Source organism: Burkholderia sp. AU31624, from assembly GCF_020420065.1.
Taxonomy (GTDB): domain Bacteria; phylum Pseudomonadota; class Gammaproteobacteria; order Burkholderiales; family Burkholderiaceae; genus Burkholderia.
This window is the reverse complement of record NZ_JAIZRT010000002.1, coordinates 166,056-186,221: the sequence shown is the minus strand read 5'-3', so window position 1 is coordinate 186,221 and position 20,166 is coordinate 166,056. Positions and strand designations below refer to the sequence as shown.

General features: G+C 67.3%; 18 protein-coding genes. 5 read left to right on the top strand and 13 right to left on the bottom strand.

Going from position 1 to position 20,166, the window contains the following annotated elements; all coding sequences use genetic code 11:
- Positions 1-9: 9 nt before the first annotated feature.
- The 8 genes from arsB to LGM89_RS06005 form a co-directional block, all read right to left on the bottom strand.
- Positions 10-1,080: an ACR3 family arsenite efflux transporter gene (gene arsB / locus LGM89_RS06040; RefSeq protein WP_226272580.1), complete on the bottom strand. Its 1,071-nt coding sequence runs from the start codon at positions 1,078-1,080 to the stop codon at positions 10-12.
- On the bottom strand, positions 1,077-1,409 hold the full coding sequence (locus tag LGM89_RS06035) for an ArsR/SmtB family transcription factor (protein ID WP_089497812.1): 333 nt from the start codon (positions 1,407-1,409) through the stop codon (positions 1,077-1,079). The genes arsB and LGM89_RS06035 overlap by 4 nt, the downstream gene beginning before the upstream one ends.
- Positions 1,410-1,603: 194 nt before the next feature.
- Positions 1,604-1,975 carry a copper-binding protein gene (locus tag LGM89_RS06030; protein WP_226272579.1) on the bottom strand — a complete coding sequence of 124 codons (372 nt, stop codon included), beginning with the start codon at positions 1,973-1,975 and terminating at the stop codon, positions 1,604-1,606.
- Positions 1,972-5,178 (bottom strand): efflux RND transporter permease subunit, encoded by a 3,207-nt coding sequence (locus LGM89_RS06025; protein WP_226272578.1) that lies wholly within the window; start codon positions 5,176-5,178, stop codon positions 1,972-1,974. Before LGM89_RS06025 ends, LGM89_RS06030 begins: the two co-directional genes overlap by 4 nt.
- The gene (locus LGM89_RS06020) at positions 5,175-6,704 is read right to left on the bottom strand and encodes an efflux RND transporter periplasmic adaptor subunit (RefSeq protein WP_226272577.1); all 1,530 of its coding nucleotides are present in this window, start codon (positions 6,702-6,704) and stop codon (positions 5,175-5,177) included. The genes LGM89_RS06025 and LGM89_RS06020 overlap by 4 nt, the downstream gene beginning before the upstream one ends.
- Before the next feature lie 11 nt (positions 6,705-6,715).
- Positions 6,716-8,008: a TolC family protein gene (locus LGM89_RS06015; RefSeq protein ID WP_226272576.1), complete on the bottom strand. Its 1,293-nt coding sequence runs from the start codon at positions 8,006-8,008 to the stop codon at positions 6,716-6,718.
- A gap of 92 nt (positions 8,009-8,100) precedes the next feature.
- Positions 8,101-8,484 carry a hypothetical protein gene (locus LGM89_RS06010; protein WP_226272575.1) on the bottom strand — a complete coding sequence of 128 codons (384 nt, stop codon included), beginning with the start codon at positions 8,482-8,484 and terminating at the stop codon, positions 8,101-8,103.
- 87 nt (positions 8,485-8,571) lie between these two features.
- Positions 8,572-9,204 carry a glutathione binding-like protein gene (locus tag LGM89_RS06005; RefSeq protein WP_226272574.1) on the bottom strand — a complete coding sequence of 211 codons (633 nt, stop codon included), beginning with the start codon at positions 9,202-9,204 and terminating at the stop codon, positions 8,572-8,574.
- A 136-nt stretch (positions 9,205-9,340) separates the two neighbouring features.
- Between LGM89_RS06005 and LGM89_RS06000 the strand changes: the two genes are divergently transcribed.
- The 4 genes from LGM89_RS06000 (at position 9,341) to LGM89_RS05985 (ending at position 12,070) form a co-directional block, all read left to right on the top strand.
- Positions 9,341-9,733: a winged helix-turn-helix transcriptional regulator gene (locus LGM89_RS06000; protein WP_089428429.1), complete on the top strand. Its 393-nt coding sequence runs from the start codon at positions 9,341-9,343 to the stop codon at positions 9,731-9,733.
- A 31-nt stretch (positions 9,734-9,764) separates the two neighbouring features.
- On the top strand, positions 9,765-10,133 hold the full coding sequence (locus tag LGM89_RS05995; protein WP_089428430.1) for a hypothetical protein: 369 nt from the start codon (positions 9,765-9,767) through the stop codon (positions 10,131-10,133).
- 57 nt (positions 10,134-10,190) lie between these two features.
- Positions 10,191-10,511, top strand: a complete 321-nt coding sequence (locus tag LGM89_RS05990; protein WP_226272573.1) for a hypothetical protein — start codon at positions 10,191-10,193, stop codon at positions 10,509-10,511.
- Positions 10,512-10,687: 176 nt separating this feature from the next.
- Positions 10,688-12,070, top strand: a complete 1,383-nt coding sequence (locus LGM89_RS05985; RefSeq protein ID WP_226272572.1) for an MFS transporter — start codon at positions 10,688-10,690, stop codon at positions 12,068-12,070.
- A 97-nt stretch (positions 12,071-12,167) separates the two neighbouring features.
- Here LGM89_RS05985 and LGM89_RS05980 read toward each other — a convergent pair whose 3' ends face one another.
- The 4 genes from LGM89_RS05980 to LGM89_RS05965 all read right to left on the bottom strand — a co-directional run bounded on the left by LGM89_RS05980 (position 12,168) and on the right by LGM89_RS05965 (position 18,066).
- Positions 12,168-13,244 carry a C45 family autoproteolytic acyltransferase/hydolase gene (locus LGM89_RS05980; RefSeq protein WP_226272571.1) on the bottom strand — a complete coding sequence of 359 codons (1,077 nt, stop codon included), beginning with the start codon at positions 13,242-13,244 and terminating at the stop codon, positions 12,168-12,170.
- A gap of 71 nt (positions 13,245-13,315) precedes the next feature.
- Positions 13,316-14,896, bottom strand: coding sequence for a DUF3138 family protein (locus LGM89_RS05975; RefSeq protein ID WP_226272570.1), 1,581 nt, complete (start codon positions 14,894-14,896; stop codon positions 13,316-13,318).
- 98 nt (positions 14,897-14,994) lie between these two features.
- Entirely contained in the window at positions 14,995-16,110 is a 1,116-nt protein-coding gene (locus tag LGM89_RS05970) for a polyamine ABC transporter substrate-binding protein (protein WP_226272569.1), read from the bottom strand.
- Between the two features lie 222 nt (positions 16,111-16,332).
- Positions 16,333-18,066 (bottom strand): amidohydrolase, encoded by a 1,734-nt coding sequence (locus LGM89_RS05965; RefSeq protein ID WP_226272568.1) that lies wholly within the window; start codon positions 18,064-18,066, stop codon positions 16,333-16,335.
- 238 nt (positions 18,067-18,304) lie between these two features.
- Here LGM89_RS05965 and LGM89_RS05960 point away from each other — a divergent pair, with 238 nt between their 5' ends.
- Positions 18,305-19,135 carry a helix-turn-helix transcriptional regulator gene (locus LGM89_RS05960; protein ID WP_089497826.1) on the top strand — a complete coding sequence of 277 codons (831 nt, stop codon included), beginning with the start codon at positions 18,305-18,307 and terminating at the stop codon, positions 19,133-19,135.
- Positions 19,136-19,154: 19 nt separating this feature from the next.
- Here the strand turns inward: LGM89_RS05960 and LGM89_RS05955 are convergent, their stop codons facing one another.
- Entirely contained in the window at positions 19,155-20,075 is a 921-nt protein-coding gene (locus LGM89_RS05955; RefSeq protein WP_069250655.1) for a LysR family transcriptional regulator, read from the bottom strand.
- Positions 20,076-20,166 lie beyond the last annotated feature (91 nt).

The following is a 20,166-nucleotide window of genomic DNA, read 5'->3' as shown; positions in this document are numbered from 1 at the left end:
TGAATGGTTTCACGCGCACTCGTACCAGCGCTTCGAACGATTGACGACGCGCACGACGAGCAGCATCACCGGCACTTCGATGAGCACGCCGACGACGGTCGCGAGCGCGGCGCCCGAGTGGAAGCCGAACAGGCTGATCGCGGCGGCCACGGCCAGCTCGAAGAAATTGGACGCACCGATCAACGCCGACGGACACGCGATGCTGTGTTTCTCGCCGACGAGACGATTGAGCCCATAGGCGAGCGCTGCGTTGAAGAACACCTGGATCAGGATCGGCACCGCGAGCAGCGCGATGACCAGCGGTTGCTTCAGGATTGCCTCGCCCTGGAACGCGAACAGCAGCACCAGCGTGGCCAGCAGCGCGGCGATGGCCCACGGGCCGATCTTCGCCATCGCGCGGTCGAACGCCGCCGGCCCCTTCGCGAGCAATAGCCTGCGCCATACTTGCGCGAGGATCACCGGGATGACGATGTAGAGCACGACCGACGTGAGCAGCGTCGCCCAAGGCACCGTGATCGCGGACATCCCCAGCAACAGGCCCACCAGCGGCGCGAACGCGATCACCATGATGCTGTCGTTCAGCGCGACCTGCGACAGCGTGAACAGCGGATCGCCGCCCGTCAGCCGGCTCCACACGAACACCATCGCCGTGCACGGCGCGGCGGCCAGCAGAATCAGGCCGGCGATATAGCTGTCGATCTGGTCGGCGGGCAGCATCGGCGCGAATAGCTGCCGGACGAACAGCCAGCCGAGCAATGCCATCGAAAACGGCTTGACGAGCCAGTTCACGACGAGCGTCACGCCGATCCCCCGCACATGCTGCCGAACCTCATGCAATGCGCCGAAATCGACCTTGACCAGCATCGGCACGATCATCACCCAGATCAACAGCCCGACGGGCAGGTTGACCTGCGCGTATTCCATGCGGCCGATGTGCTGAAAGAGCCCGGGCAGCGCGTGGCCCAGCGCGATGCCGAGCACGATGCACAGCGCCACCCACACGCTCAGGTAGCGCTCGAAGAAGCCGATGACGGGCTGCGCCGCCACGGCTGGCGGTTGTGCAACGTCCGAGCCGGTCATGCGTCGCCTCTGCAGCAATCGGGCACCGTCGGCACGCCGCAGGCCGCGCCGGCGCAGCAGTTCTCGGTCAGGAACCCGATGAGCCCGCTCATCGATTCGAAATTCGCCGCGTAATAGATGAACCGGCCGTCCTGGCGCGCGGTGACCAGGTCGGCGTGCGACAGATCCTTCAGATGAAACGACAGGCTCGATGGCGACAGCCCGATCTGCTGGGCGATCGCGCCAGCCGGCAGCCCTTCGGGCCCGGCCACGACCAGCGCGCGAAAGATGGCCAGGCGCGCTTCATGAGCAAGCGCGCCCAAGGCGCGCACGACGAGATTGGAGTCCATGGCGCGAAGGATAGCGGCTTCATTTCAACATTTCAAGCATTGTTGAAATGAAGGTGCGGATCCCGTGTTTGGCCGCTCCCCAGCCCTTCGCGCACCGTCAAACCCGGCCGCACGCGCGACTTCCGGCCCGACGCGCACGGCACCGGTGCAGCCGCCCGCCTCGCGGACGGACGACGCACCGGCATGCGCTCAGGTCAGGACGCCTTCACCAGCTTGACGACCGTCAGCGTGCCGTCGACCTTCTCGATCCGCACCTTGACCTTGTCGCCCGCATGGGCGTGCTCGAGCATCGCCGCGTCCTTCGCCTTGAACGCCATCGTCATCGGCGGCATCCCGACGTTCTCGAGCGCGCCGTGCTTCAGCGTGATCTTGCCGGTCGCGGCATCGACCTTCTTCACTTCGGCGTCGGTCAGCGCGGCATTCGACTCGGCCATGCCGCCCGACGACATCTTCATGCCGGACATGTCCATGCCGGCCATGTCGCCGGCTGCAAAGGCGGGGGTGACGAACGTGCCGACAGCGAGCACAGCGGCGGCAGCAACGGTAACAGTGATCAACTTCTTCATCGGGATTCTCCGGTTGGGATGGATGGCACGTTCGTGCCGTGAGGAACTGCTTCGGAATGCCACGCATGGCCCGCGCTTCGCGCACGACGGCGCTGCAGCAGGAGCCAGGCGGCGGGAATGACGAACATCGACAGCAGCGGCGCGGTGACCATGCCGCCGACCATCGGCGCGGCGATGCGCTGCATGACTTCGGAACCGGCGCCGCGCCCGACCATGATCGGCACGAGGCCGGCGAGCACGACGGCCACCGTCATCGCCTTGGGCCGCACGCGCAGCACCGCGCCCTCGCGGATCGCGTCGAGCAGCAGCGCATCGGTCAGCGGTTCGCCGGCGTCGAGCCGGCGCTGCAGTGCGCCCTTCAGGTACAGCAGCATCACGACGCCGAATTCGGCGGCCACGCCCGCGAGCGCGATGAAGCCCACCGACGTCGCGACCGACACCGCGTGGCCGAGCGCCCACACGAGCCAGAAGCCGCCGACCAGCGCGAACGGCACCGTCGACATCAGCAGCAGCGCATCGGTCGCCGAGCCGAACGTGAGGAACAGCAGCACGAAGATCACCACGAGCGTCACCGGCACGACGGTGCGCAGCCTGGCCGCCGCGCGTTCGAGATACTCGAACTGCCCCGACCACGCGATCGAATAGCCGGGCGGCAACGCGACCTGCTGTGCGACGGCCTGCTGCATCGTGCGGACGGCGGTGCTCAGGTCGACGCCGCGGAGATCGACGTACACGTAGCCGGACAGTCGCGCGTTCTCGCTGCGGATCATCGGCGGGCCATCGGCGATCGCGATGCGTGCGACGTCGCCCAGGCGGATCTGCGCGCTGCGCGCGGTGACGACCGGAAGCTGCCGGAGGTTCTCGACCGAATCGCGCACCTCGCGCGGGTAGCGGAGGTTGATCGGAAAGCGCTCGCGCCCCGCGATCACTTCGCCGACGTCGTCGCCGCCGACCGCCGTCGACACGACCGACTGGATGTCGGCCACCGACAGCCCGTAGCGCGCGGCCGCGAGCCGGTCGATGTCGACGTCGATATAGCGGCCGCCGTTCAGCCGTTCCGCGAGCGCGGACGTCACGCCCGGCACGGGCTTCACGGCGGCCTCGACCTGCTTCGCGATCGCGTCGATGCCGGCCAGGTCCGGCCCGGAAATCTTCACGCCGACCGGCGTCTTGATGCCGGTGGACAGCATGTCGAGCCGGTTGCGGATCGGCGGCACCCACACGTTCGACAGCCCCGGCACCTTCACCGTGCGATCGAGTTCGTCGACGAGCTTCTCCGGCGTCATGCCGGGCCGCCAGGCGCTGCGCGGCTTGAAGCGGATCGTCGTCTCGAACATCTCGAGCGGCGCGGGATCGGTCGCGGTATCGGCGCGGCCCGATTTGCCGAACACCGTGTCGACCTCGGGCACGCTCTTGATCAGCCGGTCGGTCTGCTGCAGCAGCTCGCTCGCCTTGTCGGCCGAGATGCCGGGCAGCGCGGTCGGCATGTACAGCAGGTCGCCTTCATCGAGCGGCGGCATGAATTCGCCGCCGAGCCGCGACAGCGGCACGGCCGTCAGCACGAGCGCGACGACCGCGATGCCGATCGCGATCCACGGGCGCCGGAGCGTCGCTTCGAGCAGCGGACGGTACGCGCGAATCAGCACGCGGTTGAGCGGGTTCGCGTGCTCGTGCGGAATGCGGCCGCGCACGAGATAGCCCATCAGCACCGGCACCAGCGTCACCGACAGGCCGGCGGCCGCGGCGATCGTGTAGGTCTTCGTGAACGCCAGCGGCGCGAACAGCTTGCCTTCCTGCCCTTCCAGCGAAAACACCGGGATGAACGACAGCGTGATGATCAGCAGCGAGAAGAACAGCGCGGGCCCGACTTCCGCGGCCGACGTCGCGACGAGTTCCCAGCGTCGCGCGGCCGTGATCGGCTCGCCGGGATGCACGTGGTCGTACGCTTCGAGATGCTTGTGAGCGTTCTCGATCATCACGATCGCCGCGTCGATCATCGCGCCGATCGCGATCGCGATCCCGCCGAGCGACATCAGGTTCGCGTTCACGCCCTGGTAGCGCATCACGATGAACGCGGCCAGCACGCCGAGCGGCAGCGACAGGATCGCGACGAACGCGCTGCGCAGGTGGAACAGGAACATCGCGCAGACGAGCCCGACGATCACGAACTCCTCGATCAGCTTGTCCTTCAGGTTGCCCACCGCGCGCGCGATCAGCTGCGAGCGATCGTAGGTCGTGACGATCTCGACGCCGGGCGGCAGCGAACGCTTCAGGTCGGCGAGCTTCGCCTTCACCGCATCGATCGTGGTCAGCGCGTTCTTGCCCGAGCGCATCACGACGACGCCGCCCGTCACCTCGCCCTGCCCGTTCAGCTCCGCGATCCCGCGCCGCATCGCCGGGCCGACCTGGATGCGCGCGACGTCGCCGAGCAGCACCGGCGTGCCGGCGTCGTTCGTGCGCAGCACCACGTGCCGGAAATCGTCGAGCGTGCGCAGGTAGCCGGTCGAGCGCACCATGTACTCCGACTCGGCCAGCTCGACGACCGAACCGCCGGACGCCTGGTTCGCGTTGCCGAGCGCGCTCGCGACTTCCGCCTGCGTGATGCCGTATGCGCGCAGCTTGTCGGGATCGAGCACGACCTGGTACTGCTGAACCATGCCGCCAATGCTCGCGACTTCCGACACGTCCGGCACCGCCTTCAGCTCGAACTTCAGGAACCAGTCGTTGAGCGCACGCAGTTGCCCGAGATCGTGACGGCCGGTGCGATCGACGAGCGCGTACTCGTATACCCAGCCGACGCCGGTCGCATCCGGCCCGAGCGACACCGTCGCGCCGGCAGGCAGACGGCTCTGCACCTGGCTCAGGTATTCGAGCACACGCGAACGCGCCCAGTACGGATCGGTGCGGTCGTCGAACAGCACGTAGACGAACGCGTCGCCGAACGACGAATACGCGCGGACGGTTTTCGCGCCGGGCACGCCGAGCAGCGTGGTCGTCAACGGATAGGTCACCTGATCCTCGACGATCTGCGGCGCCTTGCCCGGATACGACGCCTTCACGATCACCTGCGTGTCCGACAGATCGGGCAATGCATCGAGCGGCGTCTGCCGCAGCGAATGAACACCCCATGCGGCAATCAGCACGGTGGCGAGCAGCACGAGGAAGCGGTTGTGGACGGACCAGCGAATGACGTGCGCGATCATCGTTCGCCTCCCTGCGGTTCGACCTTCGTCAGCCGGTAACCGTCGTCGCCCTGCGTGAACGCGAAGCGCACCGTCTGGCCCGGCTTCACGTCCGGGAACGCGGTGGCCGACGGCTTGCCGAACGCCATCGTCATCGCGCCCCAGCCGAGCGCCGGAACGGGCTGATGCGAGAACGTGATGTCGTCGGCCGTGACCTGTTCGACCTTGCCGGTGGTTTCGTAGACTGGTGCCGTCGCTATCGGCACCGACGCGGGCATCGCGCCTGCCCCGCTCGCGCCGGTGCCGCTTTCCAGCCGCGGCAACACGCTTTTCAGGCTCGCCTCGGAATCGATCAGGAACTGCCCCGATGCAACGACCGTGTCGCCTTCGTTCAGCCCGCCGAGCACTTCGGTGTCGCTGCCGACGTCGTTGCCCACCGTCACCGTCACGGGCTGGAGCCGGCCGTCGCGATTCTTCACGATGACGATCGAGCGCTTGCCGGTCGCGATCACCGCCTCGGACGGCACGAGCAGGCGCGATACCGTCTGCCGCGCGGCGACCCGCACGCGCATCAGCATGCCGGGTGTGAGCCTCAGCGCGGCGTTGTCGATCTCGACGCGCGCCTGCAGCGTGCGGCTGCTCGTGCTGATGCCGGGCAGCACTTCGCGGATGCGTCCGGTGAAATGCTGTGCCGGGTCGCCCACGAACGTCGCATCGACCGCCATCCCCGGCTGCACGGTCAGCGCAAGCGCTTCCGGCACCTCGACGATGAGCCACAGCGTCGACAGCCCGGCGATCTTCGCGAGCGTCTGGCCGGGCGCGACCATCGCGCCGCCCCGCACGTTCAGCTCGCTGACGACGCCGGTTTCCGGTGCGGTCAGCACGACATGCGTCTGCGCGCGGCCGGTGCGATCGAGGCTCGCGATCATGCCGTCGGGAATCGACAGCGCCCGCATCCGTGCACGCGATGCATCGAGCAGGCTGGCGTCCATCCCGCCGCGCTTGAGCGCGAGGTATTCCTCCTGCGGCGCGAGCCAGTCGGGCACGAACAGCGATGCCACCGGCGCGCCCTTCGCGATGCGCTGCATCGGTGCGCGCGCATAGAGACGGTCGATGTAGCCGGTCACGCGCGACTGGACGACATCCGCGCGCGATTCGTCGAACTGCGTGGTGCCCACCGCATCGAATCCGGCCGCCATCTGCTGCCTGCGCACGGTCGCATAGCGGATGCCGAGGTTCTGCTGCAGGCCCGGATCGATCCGGATGCCGGACGCGCCGCCGCCTTCGTCCGCGTAGACGGGTTGCAGTTGCATGTCCATGAAGGGCGACTTGCCCGGTTTGTCGAAATGCTGGTTCGGCACCATCGGGTCGTGCCAGTAGAGCACCTTTCGGCCGCTCGTCGAACCGGGCTGGCCGGTCGAGGCCGAGGCGGCGGCGTCAGTCGCGGCGCTTGCCGCATGGCGTGCGCCCACGAAATAACCCGTGCCGAGCAGCGCGGCACCGGCGAACGCCAGCACGGCCGCGCGGGCCCATGTTTGCTTCGTCATGTCGTTCTCCTTTATTGCGCGGCGGCCAGCGTCGACGGCACGACCTGGTATTCGAGCTGCGCCCAGGTCTGCGACACCTCGCGCCGGAGATCGAGCACCTGCAATTGCGCCTCCAGTTGCGCGCGGCGCGCGGCGAACGTATCGGCGAGCGAGCCTGTGCCGGCACGGTAGGCCGCGTTCGCCAGTTGCACGCGCTGGTCGGCGGCGGGCAGCAATGCGTCGCCGAGATTCGCGATGCGCGCACGACCGCTCGCGAGCGTCGCGGACTGCGTGCGGATATCGGCCTGCACCTGGCGCAGCGTGTCCTCGTACATCAGGCGCGCCTTCGTCGCGAGCGCGGCCTTTTCGGCGACGTCGCGGTTCTGGCGGTTCTTGCGATTGAGCGGCAGCGGGATCGTCACGCCGACGGACACCATGTTCGAATACGCGCCGCCACGCTGCTGGTACGCGACTTCCCACGTCCAGTTCGGGCTGCGTTCGCTGTCCGCGACGGCCGTATCGGCCTCGGCCACCGCGATATCGTCGGCGGCGGTGACCAGCGCCGGCTGCGACAGCCGCAACTCGTCCGGCGGCAACGACGACACGAACGATTCCGGCGCGGGCGGCGCGCCCGCAACGTCGTCGACCGGCACGGCGGTCCAGCGCGACAGCACGATGAGCGCGGTCTGGTAGACCTGCCGCGCTTTCAGTAGTTGATCCTGCGTCTGCGCGAGCATGGCCCGCGCCTGGACGACATCGGTCGCACTCGCCTTCGCGCCGCGATACGACGCCTTCGTCGCGTCAAGCTCATGGTTCATGTGATCGAGCAGCGCCTGCTGCAGCGCGAGCGCCTGCTTCGCGTAGACGGCGTTCAGCCACGCCGTCGCGGTTTGCTGGCGCACGCTCGCGAGCTGCGCGAGATAGCCGGCGCGCTCGCGCCCGACCTGCTCGTTGGCGAGCGCCGAGCGCAGGCGCCGCTTGTCGCCGGACACCCACTCCTGCTCGATGCCGATGCGGCGCATCGTCATGAAGTCCTGGCCGACGGTGAAGCGCTGGCCGCCGTTGACCGGCAGGTTGTCGATGCCGGCCTTGAGCATCGGGTCGGGCAGCTGGCCGGCCTTCACGGCCGCCTCCGCGCTCGCGCGCACCGACGCCTGCGCGGCCTGCATCGAAGCGGAATGATCGGTGGCGGACTGCAGCGCGGCGTCCAGCGTGACAGGCGATGGCTGCGCGTGAACGGCGCCCGCCACCAGCAGCGCCGCCCAAAGCATGGGCGCGCGCCGACGTGCACGCCGCGCAAGCGGCGTGCCGGGATGGAATGACATGGTTGAACCCCAACGGCGGAACCCCATAGGGATTCCACGTCCTGATACAGGACGAACCTCACCGCGAATGCGGCGAACCTATCGGATCGGGATCAGCTGAGGCGTGGAGGGCGCCACAATCCGTTCGGATCGCGGACCGGGAGGATTTGCGCGTAGTGGAACGCGACGGTGCTGGCGAATGCCGCGGGGCGACTGACTTCGGCGCGAGCGGCAGGATGATAGAGACTGCCGAACTGGCATTGCGCCGTCAGCTTGCAGGCCGTGCCCTTCGCTTTCGCGCGGGGCTTGCCGGCGGACGACGACTGCATCGAATCGCAGCCCGGCATGTCGGCGGACATGCCGGCGTCCGTGTCCATCGACATCGACATGCCCTGCTGCATCATCGGACATTCCCCGGCCAGGCCGCTGGCTGCCAGCCCGCTGATGGGCAGCACCGCGCAGAGCAGCAGCAGGATGAGCGTCCGGAGGAATTTCATGGCGGGGATTATAGCGCGGGGTTTTGCTGTGCGGCGGCGCGTCGATGAAGCGTAACGACGTGCCGACTCCGCGACCGCCGTCGCCTGCTACCGCGCGAGCCCGTCCGCCTCCACCGCCGCCCGCACCGCCGGCCGCGCCCGCACCCGCTCGTACCACGCATGCAGATGCGCATAGCGGGTCAGGTCGATATCCGCGTGGTACACCGACCGCAGCCATTCCGCCTTGCCCCAGCCGGTCAGCGCGAACAGGTAGGCATCGGCGAGCGTGAACGAGTCGCCCATCAAGAACGTATTGCCGTCGAGCTGATGATCGATCCACGCGAAGCGGCTGTCGAGCTTCGTTCTCGCCGGGTCGACGTATTTGCCCGCCTGCACCGCGTACAGCAGCGGAATGAAGCCCTTGTGGATTTCCGCCATGAGAAAATTCAGCCACTCCATCAGCCGATAGCGCGCGAGCGTGCCGTACGCCGGCGCGAGCTCCGCCTGCGGACACAGATCCGCAAGATACTGCGCGATCACCGGCCCTTCGCGCAGCCGCGTGCCGTCGTCGAGTTCGAGCAGCGGCACGTAGCCGAGTTCGGTCACATCGTAGTAATTGCGCCCGTCTTCAATGACATGCTTGCGCGCGTCGACCTGGATGACTTCCGCGTCGATGCCGCCTTCGCGCAGCACGATGCAAATGGCCTGGGAACAGCTTCCGGGAGCGTGATAGAGCTTCATGCGTGTCCTTCGTGAGTTGTCCATGTATCGATTCGCCGCGACGCGGGCGCTAATATCTCGCATCGGCGCAGGGCTGAGAAGACGGCAGTCGTTTGTGCCGTTGTCACAAAAAATTTACCGACCAGGATTCGGCACGATGAAAACGAGTGCGACAGGATGTTCCGTTGAAGAAGCGATGCGCCTGCTCGGCGGCCGCTGGCGGCTGCTGCTGGTGTCGTATCTGCTCGACGGGCCGCGGCGCTTCAGCGACCTGCGGCGCGACATGCCCGGCATCTCGCAGCGGATGCTGACGCTCGACCTGCGCGCGCTCGAAGACGCCGGGCTCGTGCGGCGCACCGTCTACCCGGAAGTGCCGGTGCGGGTCGAGTACGATCTGACCGCCGACGGCGACCGGCTGCGGCCCGTCGTCGAAGTCATGCGCGAATTCGGGTTGTGGCTGAAGGCGCGCGATGCCGATGCGTCGTGCGATATCGGTGTCGCGCCCGATGCGGCAGCCGCCATCGAAACAGCACACCATTCCACCCGATAACCCCTACTCCCCTACGCAGGAACCCACACTCATGGAACTTCACGCCACCATCGGCGCGGCGACGTCCGATCTCGACGACGACGAAAGCTTCGCCAACATCTATTGCCACGACGCCGAGCAGGACTATTGCTTCGCGCTGTCGCGCTTTCCGGACGACGCGCTGATCGAAGTGATGGTGCGCGACCAGGTCAACGCGCGCGTCAAGGATCTGTCGGTGCGCCTGACGGACGACACGATCGACGTCGAGATCGAACCCGCCCTCGCCGCGCGGCTCGACGGCCAGACGCGCTACGTGATCCATCTCGCGCCCGGACAATACGACCCGGTCACGCTGCGCGCCGCGCTGAAGGAGATCTTCGTGGGCAAGAACGGTTTTCAGGACGACAGCACGCGCGGCTGACGTGTCGTCACGCCAATCGAAGGGCCACGACGACAGCCCGGCTCGAGGTCCACTGACATGAAGATGCTGCTCATCCTGGCGTTGACGGTTGTGATCGTGCTTTGGCTTCGTTCGCGTTACTTACGATTCACGGCGCCCGTGCGCAGGGACAGGGACGCGAAAGAAGCCCTGATGCGCCAGGTTTTGCTCGACCGCGCCGATTACATCGACAAGCCCGTGCAGCGTCTGATCGACACGCTGGGCGAAACGAAATCGCAGAGCCTGGACCACGGCGTGGTCATTTATACGTGGCGGGCCAATCAGCTATGCATCGACGCATCCATACGAAACGATGTGTGTGAATACCTGGATGAACGCCAATGCAGCAAGCACGACTAGGGCACCGTATTCACACCTTCATTCCCACATATTGAGCGCATCACGTCCCATTATTAGGGATGCCTGTCCAGATGTTGACGCACGTCGTTCCACGGCTCTAACGTTCGCCCCAATGCTATTGGATACGGCCGCCCCGCCCGGCGGGCGCCGGCCGGCACAGAACACAGGAGACAACCGTGGCCCAATCCGCGTCACGTACCCACGCCAGCCAACCGGACCGGCCGCCGCTCGCACGCGTCGACACCCTGGCAGATCCCGCCCACTCCGCCACGACCACCACACCGCCCAGCCGCAAGCGGCTGCTGATCCTCGCGTTGCTGTTCGTCACGGTCGTCATCAACTATCTCGACCGCAGCAACCTGTCGATTGCCGCGCCCGCGCTGTTCAAGGAACTGAACATCGATCCGGTGCGCGCGGGCCTCGTGTTCTCCGCGTTCGGCTGGACCTACGCGCTGATGCAGGTCCCGGGCGGCTGGCTCGTCGACAAGGTGTCGCCGCGCGTGCTGTATGCCGGTGCGCTCGCGCTGTGGTCGGCCGCGACGCTGCTGCTCGGTTTCGCGGGCTCGTTCGTCGGGCTGATCGTGCTGCGCCTCGCGGTCGGCGCGCTTGAAGCGCCTGCCTATCCCATCAACAACCGCGTGGTGACGACCTGGTTCCCGACCCGCGAACGTGCAAGCGCGATCGGCGGCTACACGTCGGGCCAGTTCGTCGGCCTCGCGTTCCTCACGCCGGTGCTCGCGTGGCTGCAGGTGCATCTCGGCTGGCACATGGTGTTCGTCGCAACCGGCCTCGCGGGCATCGTGTGGGCCGCGATCTGGTATGCGGTGTATCGCGAGCCGCGCGCGTTTCGTGGCGTCAACGCGGCCGAGATCGCGCTGATCCGCGACGGCGGCGGGCTCGTCGATCTCGAGGATCGCGTCGCGGCACACACCGAACGCGCGCCGTCGACGTGGCGCGACCTCGGCGTCGTGCTCGGCCGGCGCAAGCTGTGGGGCATCTATCTCGGCCAGTTCGCGCTGAACTCGACGCTGTGGTTCTTCCTCACGTGGTTCCCGACCTACCTCGTCAAGTATCGCGGAATGGACTTCATTAAATCGGGCTTCCTCGCGTCGCTGCCGTTCCTCGCCGCGTTCGTCGGCGTGCTGTGCTCGGGCGTGCTGTCGGACTGGCTGATGCGCCGCGGCGCATCGCAGGGCTTCGCGCGCAAGCTGCCGATCATCTCGGGGCTGCTGATCTCGACCTGCATCATCGGCGCGAACTACGTCACGTCGACCGGCTGGGTGATCGCGTTCATGACGATCGCGTTCTTCGGCAACGGCTTCGCGTCGATCACGTGGTCGCTCGTGTCGGGGCTCGCGCCCGCGCGGCTGCTCGGCCTCACGGGCGGCGTGTTCAACCTGATCGGCAACCTGTCCGCGATCGCGACGCCGATCGTGATCGGGCTGCTGGTGGACGGGGCCGACTTCTCGCGCGCGATCACCTACATCGCCGCGATGGCGCTAGCCGGAAGCCTGTCTTACGGGCTGCTCGTCGGCAAGGTCGAGCGCATCGACGCGTAAGCGTCACGAGGGCGGCACGCGCGTGCCGCCCGGCCTTACCGCTACCGCTACCGTTAGCCGCGCGTCGCGCGTCGCGCGTCGTGCGTCGTGCGTCACGTCAGAACCGCAGAGCCCCATCCCGCGCGAGGTCGTTCGGATTGCCCGCCACGTAGTCGAGCGCGCATGCATCGGTATCGATGCCGACGGTCAGCAGCGTTTTCCAGCGCTCGGTGTCGGGCATCGACAGGTCCGGATGGAAGCACACGACGGCCTGATCGCCGGCCGCCCCGCACATCGCCGCCGCGCGCTCGCGCACATCGGCGCTCGTCATCCCGTTCACGACGTCATTCAGGTGCGCGAAGCGCTCGCGCGTGGTCGAGCTGTCGGGCATGCACTCGCCGCCGCTCAACACGCGATCGAGGAAGTGGTTCGTATGCAGCAGCCAGCCGTCCGGACGCGGCACCACCACACCCACGCCTGACGGGCTCAGCTCGATGCTCGCCGCACGCGGGTTCGCGTCGTGCCGCGTGAACACGGTCAGTACCGTCGATGCGCTCACGCGTGCCGTGCGCGCGATATCGATCGCCTCCTGCACCGTCGTCGCGTCTTCGAGCAGGCGCCGCGCGATCGCATGCACCGGCACGCCGGCGCTGTCGTTGTCGCTCGCGTGATGCAGGATGTTGAAGTGCAGCCCGAGCCCCGCGCTGTTCACGCCGAGCTTCGCCAGCATCCCGAATTCGGAGAACAGCTTGACGGTACGGCCGTAGGGCGTCGCGATCTGCATCAGCAAGCCCTGCGGCGCGAGGCTGTCGTGCCAGTCCCACGTCTGCAGTGTGCGCGGTGCGTGCGGGCCGGCCGGTGCGTAAACGGTCGTCGAGCACTCGCCTTCGGCCGATGCGGGTGCGGTGGCGAGAATCTCGGTGCGTGCGTTCAAGCACGCGAGCTGCCAGCGCGGCAGGTCGACACCGTCGGCGATCGCCTCGACTTCGGCGGCGAGGCGCGGGCACCACGCGCCGAGCGTGGCGAGACTCGCTTCGCCGATCTCCCGTGCGCGCTGCGGCGCGATGCCGAGCTTCGGGAAAAACGCGAGATACAGCGCGACCGTCTCGCGGATCGCCGGTGCGAAGCGCTCGCCGATCAGGCGGCCGCGCTCGCGCGGATCGGTGATGTCGGTCACGAAGGTGTGCAGCTTCAAGATCAAATCTCCTCGGTTGAATGCGTTCCGGGCCTGTACGGCCCGGAGAGTGTGATACATCGTGCAGCGGGTCAGAACGAGTAGATGAACTGCATCCCGGCCAGGTCGTTGCTGCGCGCGTACGTGCCGTTGCTCTTCAGGAACACCGGATGGTTCGCCGCGTCGTGGCGGTATTCAAGCTTCACGGTGATCTGCTGCGTCGGATAGAACAGCAGGTCGGCCGTGATCGCATAACGCTGCGCGCCCTTGCACTCGGTGCCGTTCGTCGACGAACCCTGGAAGCACGCCGGATCGATGCCGAAGCCGCTCGATCCGTTCACCGACGGATTGCCGCCCGCGAGCCCGTACTGGATGTTCGTGCCGCCGCCACCGTTCGACGTGTTGTTCAGGTAGTCGAAGCGCAGCGTCGCGCCCATGCGGCCGACCCACGACGTCGTCCACTTCGTGTGGCCGAGCAGCGACATCCCGTACCAGCGCGCGGTGCCGCCGTTCCATGCGCCCTTCTGCAGTTCGCCGTAGTCCACCTGTGCGTTGACCTGCGTCTTGTCGTGCGTATAGGTCACGTCGGCTTCCACGTACTTGTAGAGTCCGGTCGACGACGAGCCGTTGCACTGGTAGCCGTAGCCGCCCGCCTGCGCGCACGGCGAGAACAGCGACTGCCGGCCGAGCATCCCGGAAATGCCGAAGTCGAAGGCGGTCGACGTCGCGTTGTCGAAGCGCGCGGTGATCGTCGGCGTCCAGTTGGTCTTCGTCGTGTTGTTCGCCGCATTCGCGATCGCGCCGGCCGTGCGCAGCACCTCGTTACCGATCACGACCTGCCAGAAGCGCGTCATCGCCGCGTTGGAGCCCTTCAACCCGATGCCGATCAGGTTGCCCGGCTCGCTGAAGTCGTACAGCAGCCCGTGCGTGAGCGTGAGCATCTGCGTCGACGGCTGCACCTCGTAGCCGGCGAGGCTCGGCATCATCCCGATCTCGAAGGTGCGGGTCGTGCTGAGCGGCACCGTGACCACCGCCTGCGTGACGATGTTGTTGCCGACACCGCCGTGCGCGTTGCTGAACACATTGCCGAAGCCGCGGTTCGGCTGGATCACGATTTCCGCCGCCGGCGCCATCGGGCCGACGCCGAAGGTCTTCTTGATGTCGAGGTAGACGTCGCCGATCGTGCTGTTGAAGTAGTCGTACGCGCCCGGGTCGTGGTTCAGGAACTGGAAGCCGGACGTGCGCTGCGCGCGGTTGAACAGGTACACGGGATCGACGTAGCCGGTGATGCTCAGGCCCGCGAGCGGGCCGGTGGTCGCCGCTTCCTGCAGCGAGTCGACCTTCAGCGACGCGTTCGCGATCTGCTCGCGCATCTGCTGCAGGTCGTCGTTCGTGAACGCCGGCGCCGCATCGGCGGCCGGTGCAGCGGCGGCCGCCGTGTTGATCGAGCCGATCGTCGCGCCGCCCGAGGCGGCATTAGCGGTCGTTGCCGCGCCGGCCGGCTTCGCGGCCAGCATGCTCGCGCGCAGCTCGTTTACCTGCTGCTGCAGCGCGGTGACCTGCGCCTGCAGCGCCTTCATCCTGCTCGCGTCGGTCGCCTGCGGCGCGTGCGCGAATGCCGCGGCGGCGTCGAACGCCAGCAGGCACAGCGCCGTCATGTGTGTGATTTTCATGGTGTGGGTGGTCGTCGGGACGCGCGCGCCCCCGCCCGCCGCGATGAGCGGCGGGGCGCGCGAAAGGTAGTCGGGAATGGGGAGAAGCGGCGGCCGGCTTACTCGGTCTTCAGCTTCGTCCAGAGACGGTTCTGCAGACGCATCAGCTCAGGCGGCACCGGCTTGCTGAGGCTCAGCTTGCGGATCACGTCGGCGGGCGGGAACACGGCCGGATCGCTCGTCACGTCGGCGCGCACCAGGTGCTTCGACGACGACACGGCCGACGGATACGACGTGTCGTTGGTCAGGTTCGCGCTCTCCTTCTCCGACAGCACGAAGTTGACGAACTTCAGCGCGGCGTCCGGGTGCGGCGCATCCTTCGGCACCGCCATCATGTCGAACCACATCGCGCTGCCCTCGGTCGGGATCACGTACTTGATGTGATACGGCTTCTTCGCGGAAGCCGCCGCGATCCGCGCGGAATTCACGTCGCCCGACCAGCCGAGCGCGAGGCAGATGTCACCGCCCGCGAGGTCGTTGATGTAGCTGCTCGAATTGAACTGCGTGATGTACGGCCGCACCGTCTTCAGCAACTCGTATGCGGCCTGGTAGTCGGCCGGGTTCGTCGTATTCGGATCCTTCTTCAGGTACACGAACGCCATCCCGAATGCGTCGACCGGCGAATCGAGCACCGAGATGCCGCAGTGCTTCAGCTTCTGCGCGTACTTCGGGTCGAACAGCAGCGCCCAGCTGTCGAGCGGCGCGTCGTTGCCGAGCGCGGCCTTCACCTTCTCGACGTTCATCCCGAGCCCGTCGGTGCCCCACGTCCACGGAATGCCGAACTGGTTGCCCGGATCGTCCTTCGCGAGCACCTTCATGATCTCCGGATCGAGCAGCCCGTAGTTCGGCACCTGGCTCTTGTCGATCTTGCGGTAGATGCCGGCCTGCAGTTGCCGCGCCCAGAAGATGTCGGACGGCACGACGACGTCATAGCCCGACGTGCCCGACAGCAGCTTCGCCTGCAGCGTCTCGTTCGAATCGAACTCCTGGTAGACGACCTTGATGCCGGTCGCCTTCTCGAAGTTCGCGATCGTCGCCTTGCCGATCGAGTTGCCCCAGTTGTACACGTTGACGACGTCCGCCGCGTGCGCCACCGGCGCGCCGGCCCACAGCGCGCCGCCCAGCGCGAGCGCCGCGCATGCCGCTTTCAGATGCTTGCTCCAATCCCCTGCCATGGTTTCCTCCGTCGATATCATGATCCGCTCGCGATGAACGGTGTGTGCCTCGGTCCGGAAAAATGTAGCCAGAGGAAATTGGCCGGTCTGCCCTGCCGTTAGGGGGACACGCCGCACAATCGGGGCACCCGGTTCCGGGCGGAGGCCCGATCGACCCGACCAGGAAGCGAATTGAAAGCTTCCTTCGCCGCTTCGTCACGCCAATCAAAAACCGAAAACCGCTCAGGACGCCTGCACGCCCGTGCGCACGCCGAAGTCCTCGCCCACGTGCGTGACGCGGCCGTCCATCATCGTCAGCGCGACGTCGATGCGGCCGATGTCGTACTGGCCGACCTCGAACAGGTCGTGTTCCAGCACGACGAGATCCGCGCGCTTGCCGGGCGTGAGCGAGCCGACCTCGTGCTCCATCCCGAGCTGGTATGCGCCGTGGATCGTGTACGCGGCGATCAGTTGCGGAATGCTCAGGCGCTCGGCGATGTCCGGGAACACCGGCGCATCGGGCTCGCCCGCAAGCTGACGCGTATGGCCCGACTCGATGTGCTCGAGCGGCTTGTGCTGGCAGCGGCACTGGCACGCGAGGCCGTCCATGCCGATCGACACCGTCACGCCCTCGTCGAGGAACGTGCGGAACTTGTACATGTTGCTCCAGCGCTCATGGCCGTAGTGGTCGCGCAGCTGCTCGGTGTACGCATCGACCACGCCCCACTGCAGCTGCGTATTCGCCATCACGGCCGCGCGGCGGAAGCGCGGGATGTCGTCCGGATGCGTGAGAAACGCGTGCGTGATCACGTGGCGGCGGTCGCGCGGCGGGTTCGTGCGGTTGACCGCGTCGAAGCCGTCGAGCGCCATCCGCACCGCCGCGTCACCGACGCAATGGACCATCACGTTCGCGTTCACGCGATCGGCTTCGACCAGGTAGCGGTTGAACGTGTCGGCCGGCATCGTCGGCGCGCCGCAGGTGTCGGGGCGGTCCGCGTACGGCTCGAGCAGGTACGCGGTGTGGTTCGCTTCCGTGCCGTCGAGGAACAGCTTCAATGCGCGCGCCTTCACGAGCGGCGAATCGTACTGCTCGCGGTACTTGACGAGCGTGCCGACCGGATCGTCGATCTCGCCGATCACCGCGACGCTGCCCACCACGCGCAGCTTCAGGTCGCCCGCGCGCTCCATCGTCTGCAGCGTCTCGTACAGCAGCGACTGGTCGCCGCTCGCGTCGAAGAAGCCCGCGTCGAACACGGTCGTCACGCCGGCCGCGCACAGCTTCTTCTGCCACGGCGGGATCGACTTCAGGTACAGGTCGATGCCGGTCGGCAGCAGGCCGGCCGCGCTGATCCGTTGCATCAGCAACGAATACGCGGCGCCGTCGACGATCAGGCCGGTCGGCTCGCCGGTCACCGCGTCCTTCTCGAACCAGCTCGTGCCTTCCTGCACCGGCGGCGTCGACGCATCGATGCCGGCGATCGCCAGCGCCTTCGAGTTCACCCACATCGAATGGAAATCGGTCGACAGCAGGCACACGGGGCGATCCGCGCAGATCGCGTCGAGCGTCTCCTTGCGCAGCAGCGCCGGCGGAATCGTCGCCTGCACCCAGCCCATCCCGGTGATCGCCGGCTCGTGCGGATGCGACTCGACGTACGCGCGCAGCGCGGCGAGCACCTGCTGTGGATCCTCGAAGTTCACGAACGCCTGGAATGCGAACGCGGTCGTCTCGAAGTGCCAGTGCGATTCGACGAAGCCCGGCAGCACGAGCCGGCCGGCCGCGTCGACGATCTTCGTCTCCGCGCCGACGTACGCCTGCACGGCCGCCGTGTCGCCGACGTGGACGATCCGGCCGTCGCGCACGGCGACCGCCTGTGCCCAAGGTTTGTGCGGATCGACGGTGTAGACCTTCGCGTTGGTGAGAACAAAATCCGCCGGTGCCGAATCCTTGATGGCGGCGGGCGTCGGTTGCATCTGCATGGCCTGTCCTTTCTGTTGATCAGGTTTTCGAAGTGCTTTCACTATAGGCAGACGATTCACGGCGGTATGCCCCCCCGCCGCCGGGGCTTGGACGAATTCCGGCCGCCGCGCGCACGGTCTTGTCATCGTTTTGGGGACAACGCACGAAATTGGTCGGGTTGATCCGGTGAATTCCCGGCTGACGCGCGTATATCGTTCGCGTAACGTCGCACTGTCCCCTGACCGCCCACGCCCGACCATGCGACTTCTCCAGCCCGACCCGGCCGCCCGCGGCCACTACCTGATCGGTGTGCGCCCCGACACGCTCGGCGCGACGTTGCGCGCGGTCGGCACGCCGGATTTCGTCGGCGCGGTCACGGAGTTCGTCAACGACAGCATCGACGCCGACGCCGTGCACCTCGAACGCTGGCGCGCGGATACGGGCAGCACGTCGGGCTTCGTCGTCGAATGGATCGGCAGCGGCAGCCTGCGCTTCGCGGCCGACACGCTGCGCGTGATGGATGTCTATTACCAGGACTACTGCCAGGCCGATCCGCTGGTCGCGCCGCTGCGCGGCAAGGCCGGCACGCTGCTGGTGCAGCGCCACGTGGAAGGGATCGCGCACGGCGAGTTCCGCCGGCGGATCTTCGACGAGCCCGGCATCGAGCAGGAATGCATGCTCGTGCACGGCAACGCGCACCTGCAATACGCGCTCGGGCTGGCGCGCACCGTCGGCCGGCCCGCGTTCACGATGGACGAGCTGTTCCACTTCCGGCAGATGGTCGACCTGCTGTTCCCGATGTTCGAACTGCATGCGCGTAGCTGCGCGGCGCGGCGCGTGGCGTCGGGGACGGTGAACACCGCGTCGCAGGCGAGCTTCGACGCGCGCCTGGAACGGCAGGACGTGCAGCTGTCGCGCCGCGAGCACGAGATCTGCCGGCTGATGCTGTGCGGGCGCTCGGTGCCCGAGGCCGCGCAGCAGCTCGACGTGAAGCTGTCGACGGCCGAGTCGTACGTGAAGCGCGCGTTCGCGAAGCTCGGCGTGCGCACGCGCCGCGAGCTGTTCGACTGGGTGCTGGTGGACTGCTGAACGCGCGGCGTGCGTGGCCCTAAGCGGCCAGCGCGGCCGCCTTGATGTTGAACGCGCGCAGCAGGTCCTCGCAGAACGCGTCGACGATCGGCTTGTCGCTCGCGCTGCGCTTCATCGCGAGATGCAGCGGCACGTCGAAGCTGAACGTCGCGCGGCCGACGGCCTTCACGAGCCCGCGCTGCTCGAACGGCTCCGCATAATGCGCGGGCAGGTAGCCGAGATGGCCGCCCGACAGGATCAGGATCGTCGCGGCCTCGATGCTGTCCGCGCTCGCGGTCACGCGCCGCTCGGGCAGCGGGTACTGCTCCTCCGGCACCGGATAGGTGCGCCAGACCCAGTCGTGCAGTTGCAGGTCGTCCGCGGTCACGGGCCGCGATGCATGGAACAGCGGATGCCCGCGCCCGCAGTAGATCACCTGCTGCTCGGTGAACAGCGGCGTGTAGAGCAGCCCCGGCACGCGATGCCAGAAATAGCCGATCGCGAGATCGAGCTGGTTGTTGACGAGGCTTTCCTCGAGCTCCTGCGGCGACGCGACCTTCATCGCGAACGTGACGGCCTGGTCGCGCTTGCGGAACGCGCCGATCGCGTCGGCCACGCGAGCGTTCTCGACGAGCGGCGCCTGGCCGATCAGGCCGATCGACAGCGTGCCGACCAGCTTGCGGTCGATGTCGCGCACCCGCGCGACGAATTCGGAGGTGGCCGCGACGAGCGTGCGCGCGGTGGCCGCGAAGCGCTCGCCCTTCGACGTCAGGCGAAAGCCGCCGCGCCCGCGATCGCACAGCTTGAAGCCGACGCGCGCTTCGAGCGCCGACAGCTGCGTACTGATGGTCGACTGCCGCACGCCGAGCGACGCCTCGGCGGCCGTGATGCCGCGTGCGTCGACGACGGCCAGAAAGACCCGGATGAGCCGGAGATCGAGATCGGAAGTATTCGAGAACATGCTTCAAACCGCTGCGCGTGTGCGCCTTACCCGGCCGGCTGGCTCGACGCGCCTCGCACGTCACGCTCGCCGCCTGCGCCGATGAACCGAA

Excerpts from the sequence above, each read along its gene's own strand:
- arsB (WP_226272580.1), bottom strand. The coding sequence starts at position 1,080 with ATGACCGGCTCGGACGTTGCACAACCGCCAGCCGTGGCGGCGCAGCCC.
- LGM89_RS06035 (WP_089497812.1), bottom strand. The coding sequence starts at position 1,409 with ATGGACTCCAATCTCGTCGTGCGCGCCTTGGGCGCGCTTGCTCATGAA.
- LGM89_RS06030 (WP_226272579.1), bottom strand. The coding sequence starts at position 1,975 with ATGAAGAAGTTGATCACTGTTACCGTTGCTGCCGCCGCTGTGCTCGCT.
- LGM89_RS06025 (WP_226272578.1), bottom strand. The coding sequence starts at position 5,178 with ATGATCGCGCACGTCATTCGCTGGTCCGTCCACAACCGCTTCCTCGTG.
- LGM89_RS06020 (WP_226272577.1), bottom strand. The coding sequence starts at position 6,704 with ATGACGAAGCAAACATGGGCCCGCGCGGCCGTGCTGGCGTTCGCCGGT.
- LGM89_RS06015 (WP_226272576.1), bottom strand. The coding sequence starts at position 8,008 with ATGTCATTCCATCCCGGCACGCCGCTTGCGCGGCGTGCACGTCGGCGC.
- LGM89_RS06010 (WP_226272575.1), bottom strand. The coding sequence starts at position 8,484 with ATGAAATTCCTCCGGACGCTCATCCTGCTGCTGCTCTGCGCGGTGCTG.
- LGM89_RS06005 (WP_226272574.1), bottom strand. The coding sequence starts at position 9,204 with ATGAAGCTCTATCACGCTCCCGGAAGCTGTTCCCAGGCCATTTGCATC.
- LGM89_RS06000 (WP_089428429.1), top strand. The coding sequence starts at position 9,341 with ATGAAAACGAGTGCGACAGGATGTTCCGTTGAAGAAGCGATGCGCCTG.
- LGM89_RS05995 (WP_089428430.1), top strand. The coding sequence starts at position 9,765 with ATGGAACTTCACGCCACCATCGGCGCGGCGACGTCCGATCTCGACGAC.
- LGM89_RS05990 (WP_226272573.1), top strand. The coding sequence starts at position 10,191 with ATGAAGATGCTGCTCATCCTGGCGTTGACGGTTGTGATCGTGCTTTGG.
- LGM89_RS05975 (WP_226272570.1), bottom strand. The coding sequence starts at position 14,896 with ATGAAAATCACACACATGACGGCGCTGTGCCTGCTGGCGTTCGACGCC.
- LGM89_RS05970 (WP_226272569.1), bottom strand. The coding sequence starts at position 16,110 with ATGGCAGGGGATTGGAGCAAGCATCTGAAAGCGGCATGCGCGGCGCTC.
- LGM89_RS05965 (WP_226272568.1), bottom strand. The coding sequence starts at position 18,066 with ATGCAGATGCAACCGACGCCCGCCGCCATCAAGGATTCGGCACCGGCG.
- LGM89_RS05960 (WP_089497826.1), top strand. The coding sequence starts at position 18,305 with ATGCGACTTCTCCAGCCCGACCCGGCCGCCCGCGGCCACTACCTGATC.
- LGM89_RS05955 (WP_069250655.1), bottom strand. The coding sequence starts at position 20,075 with ATGTTCTCGAATACTTCCGATCTCGATCTCCGGCTCATCCGGGTCTTT.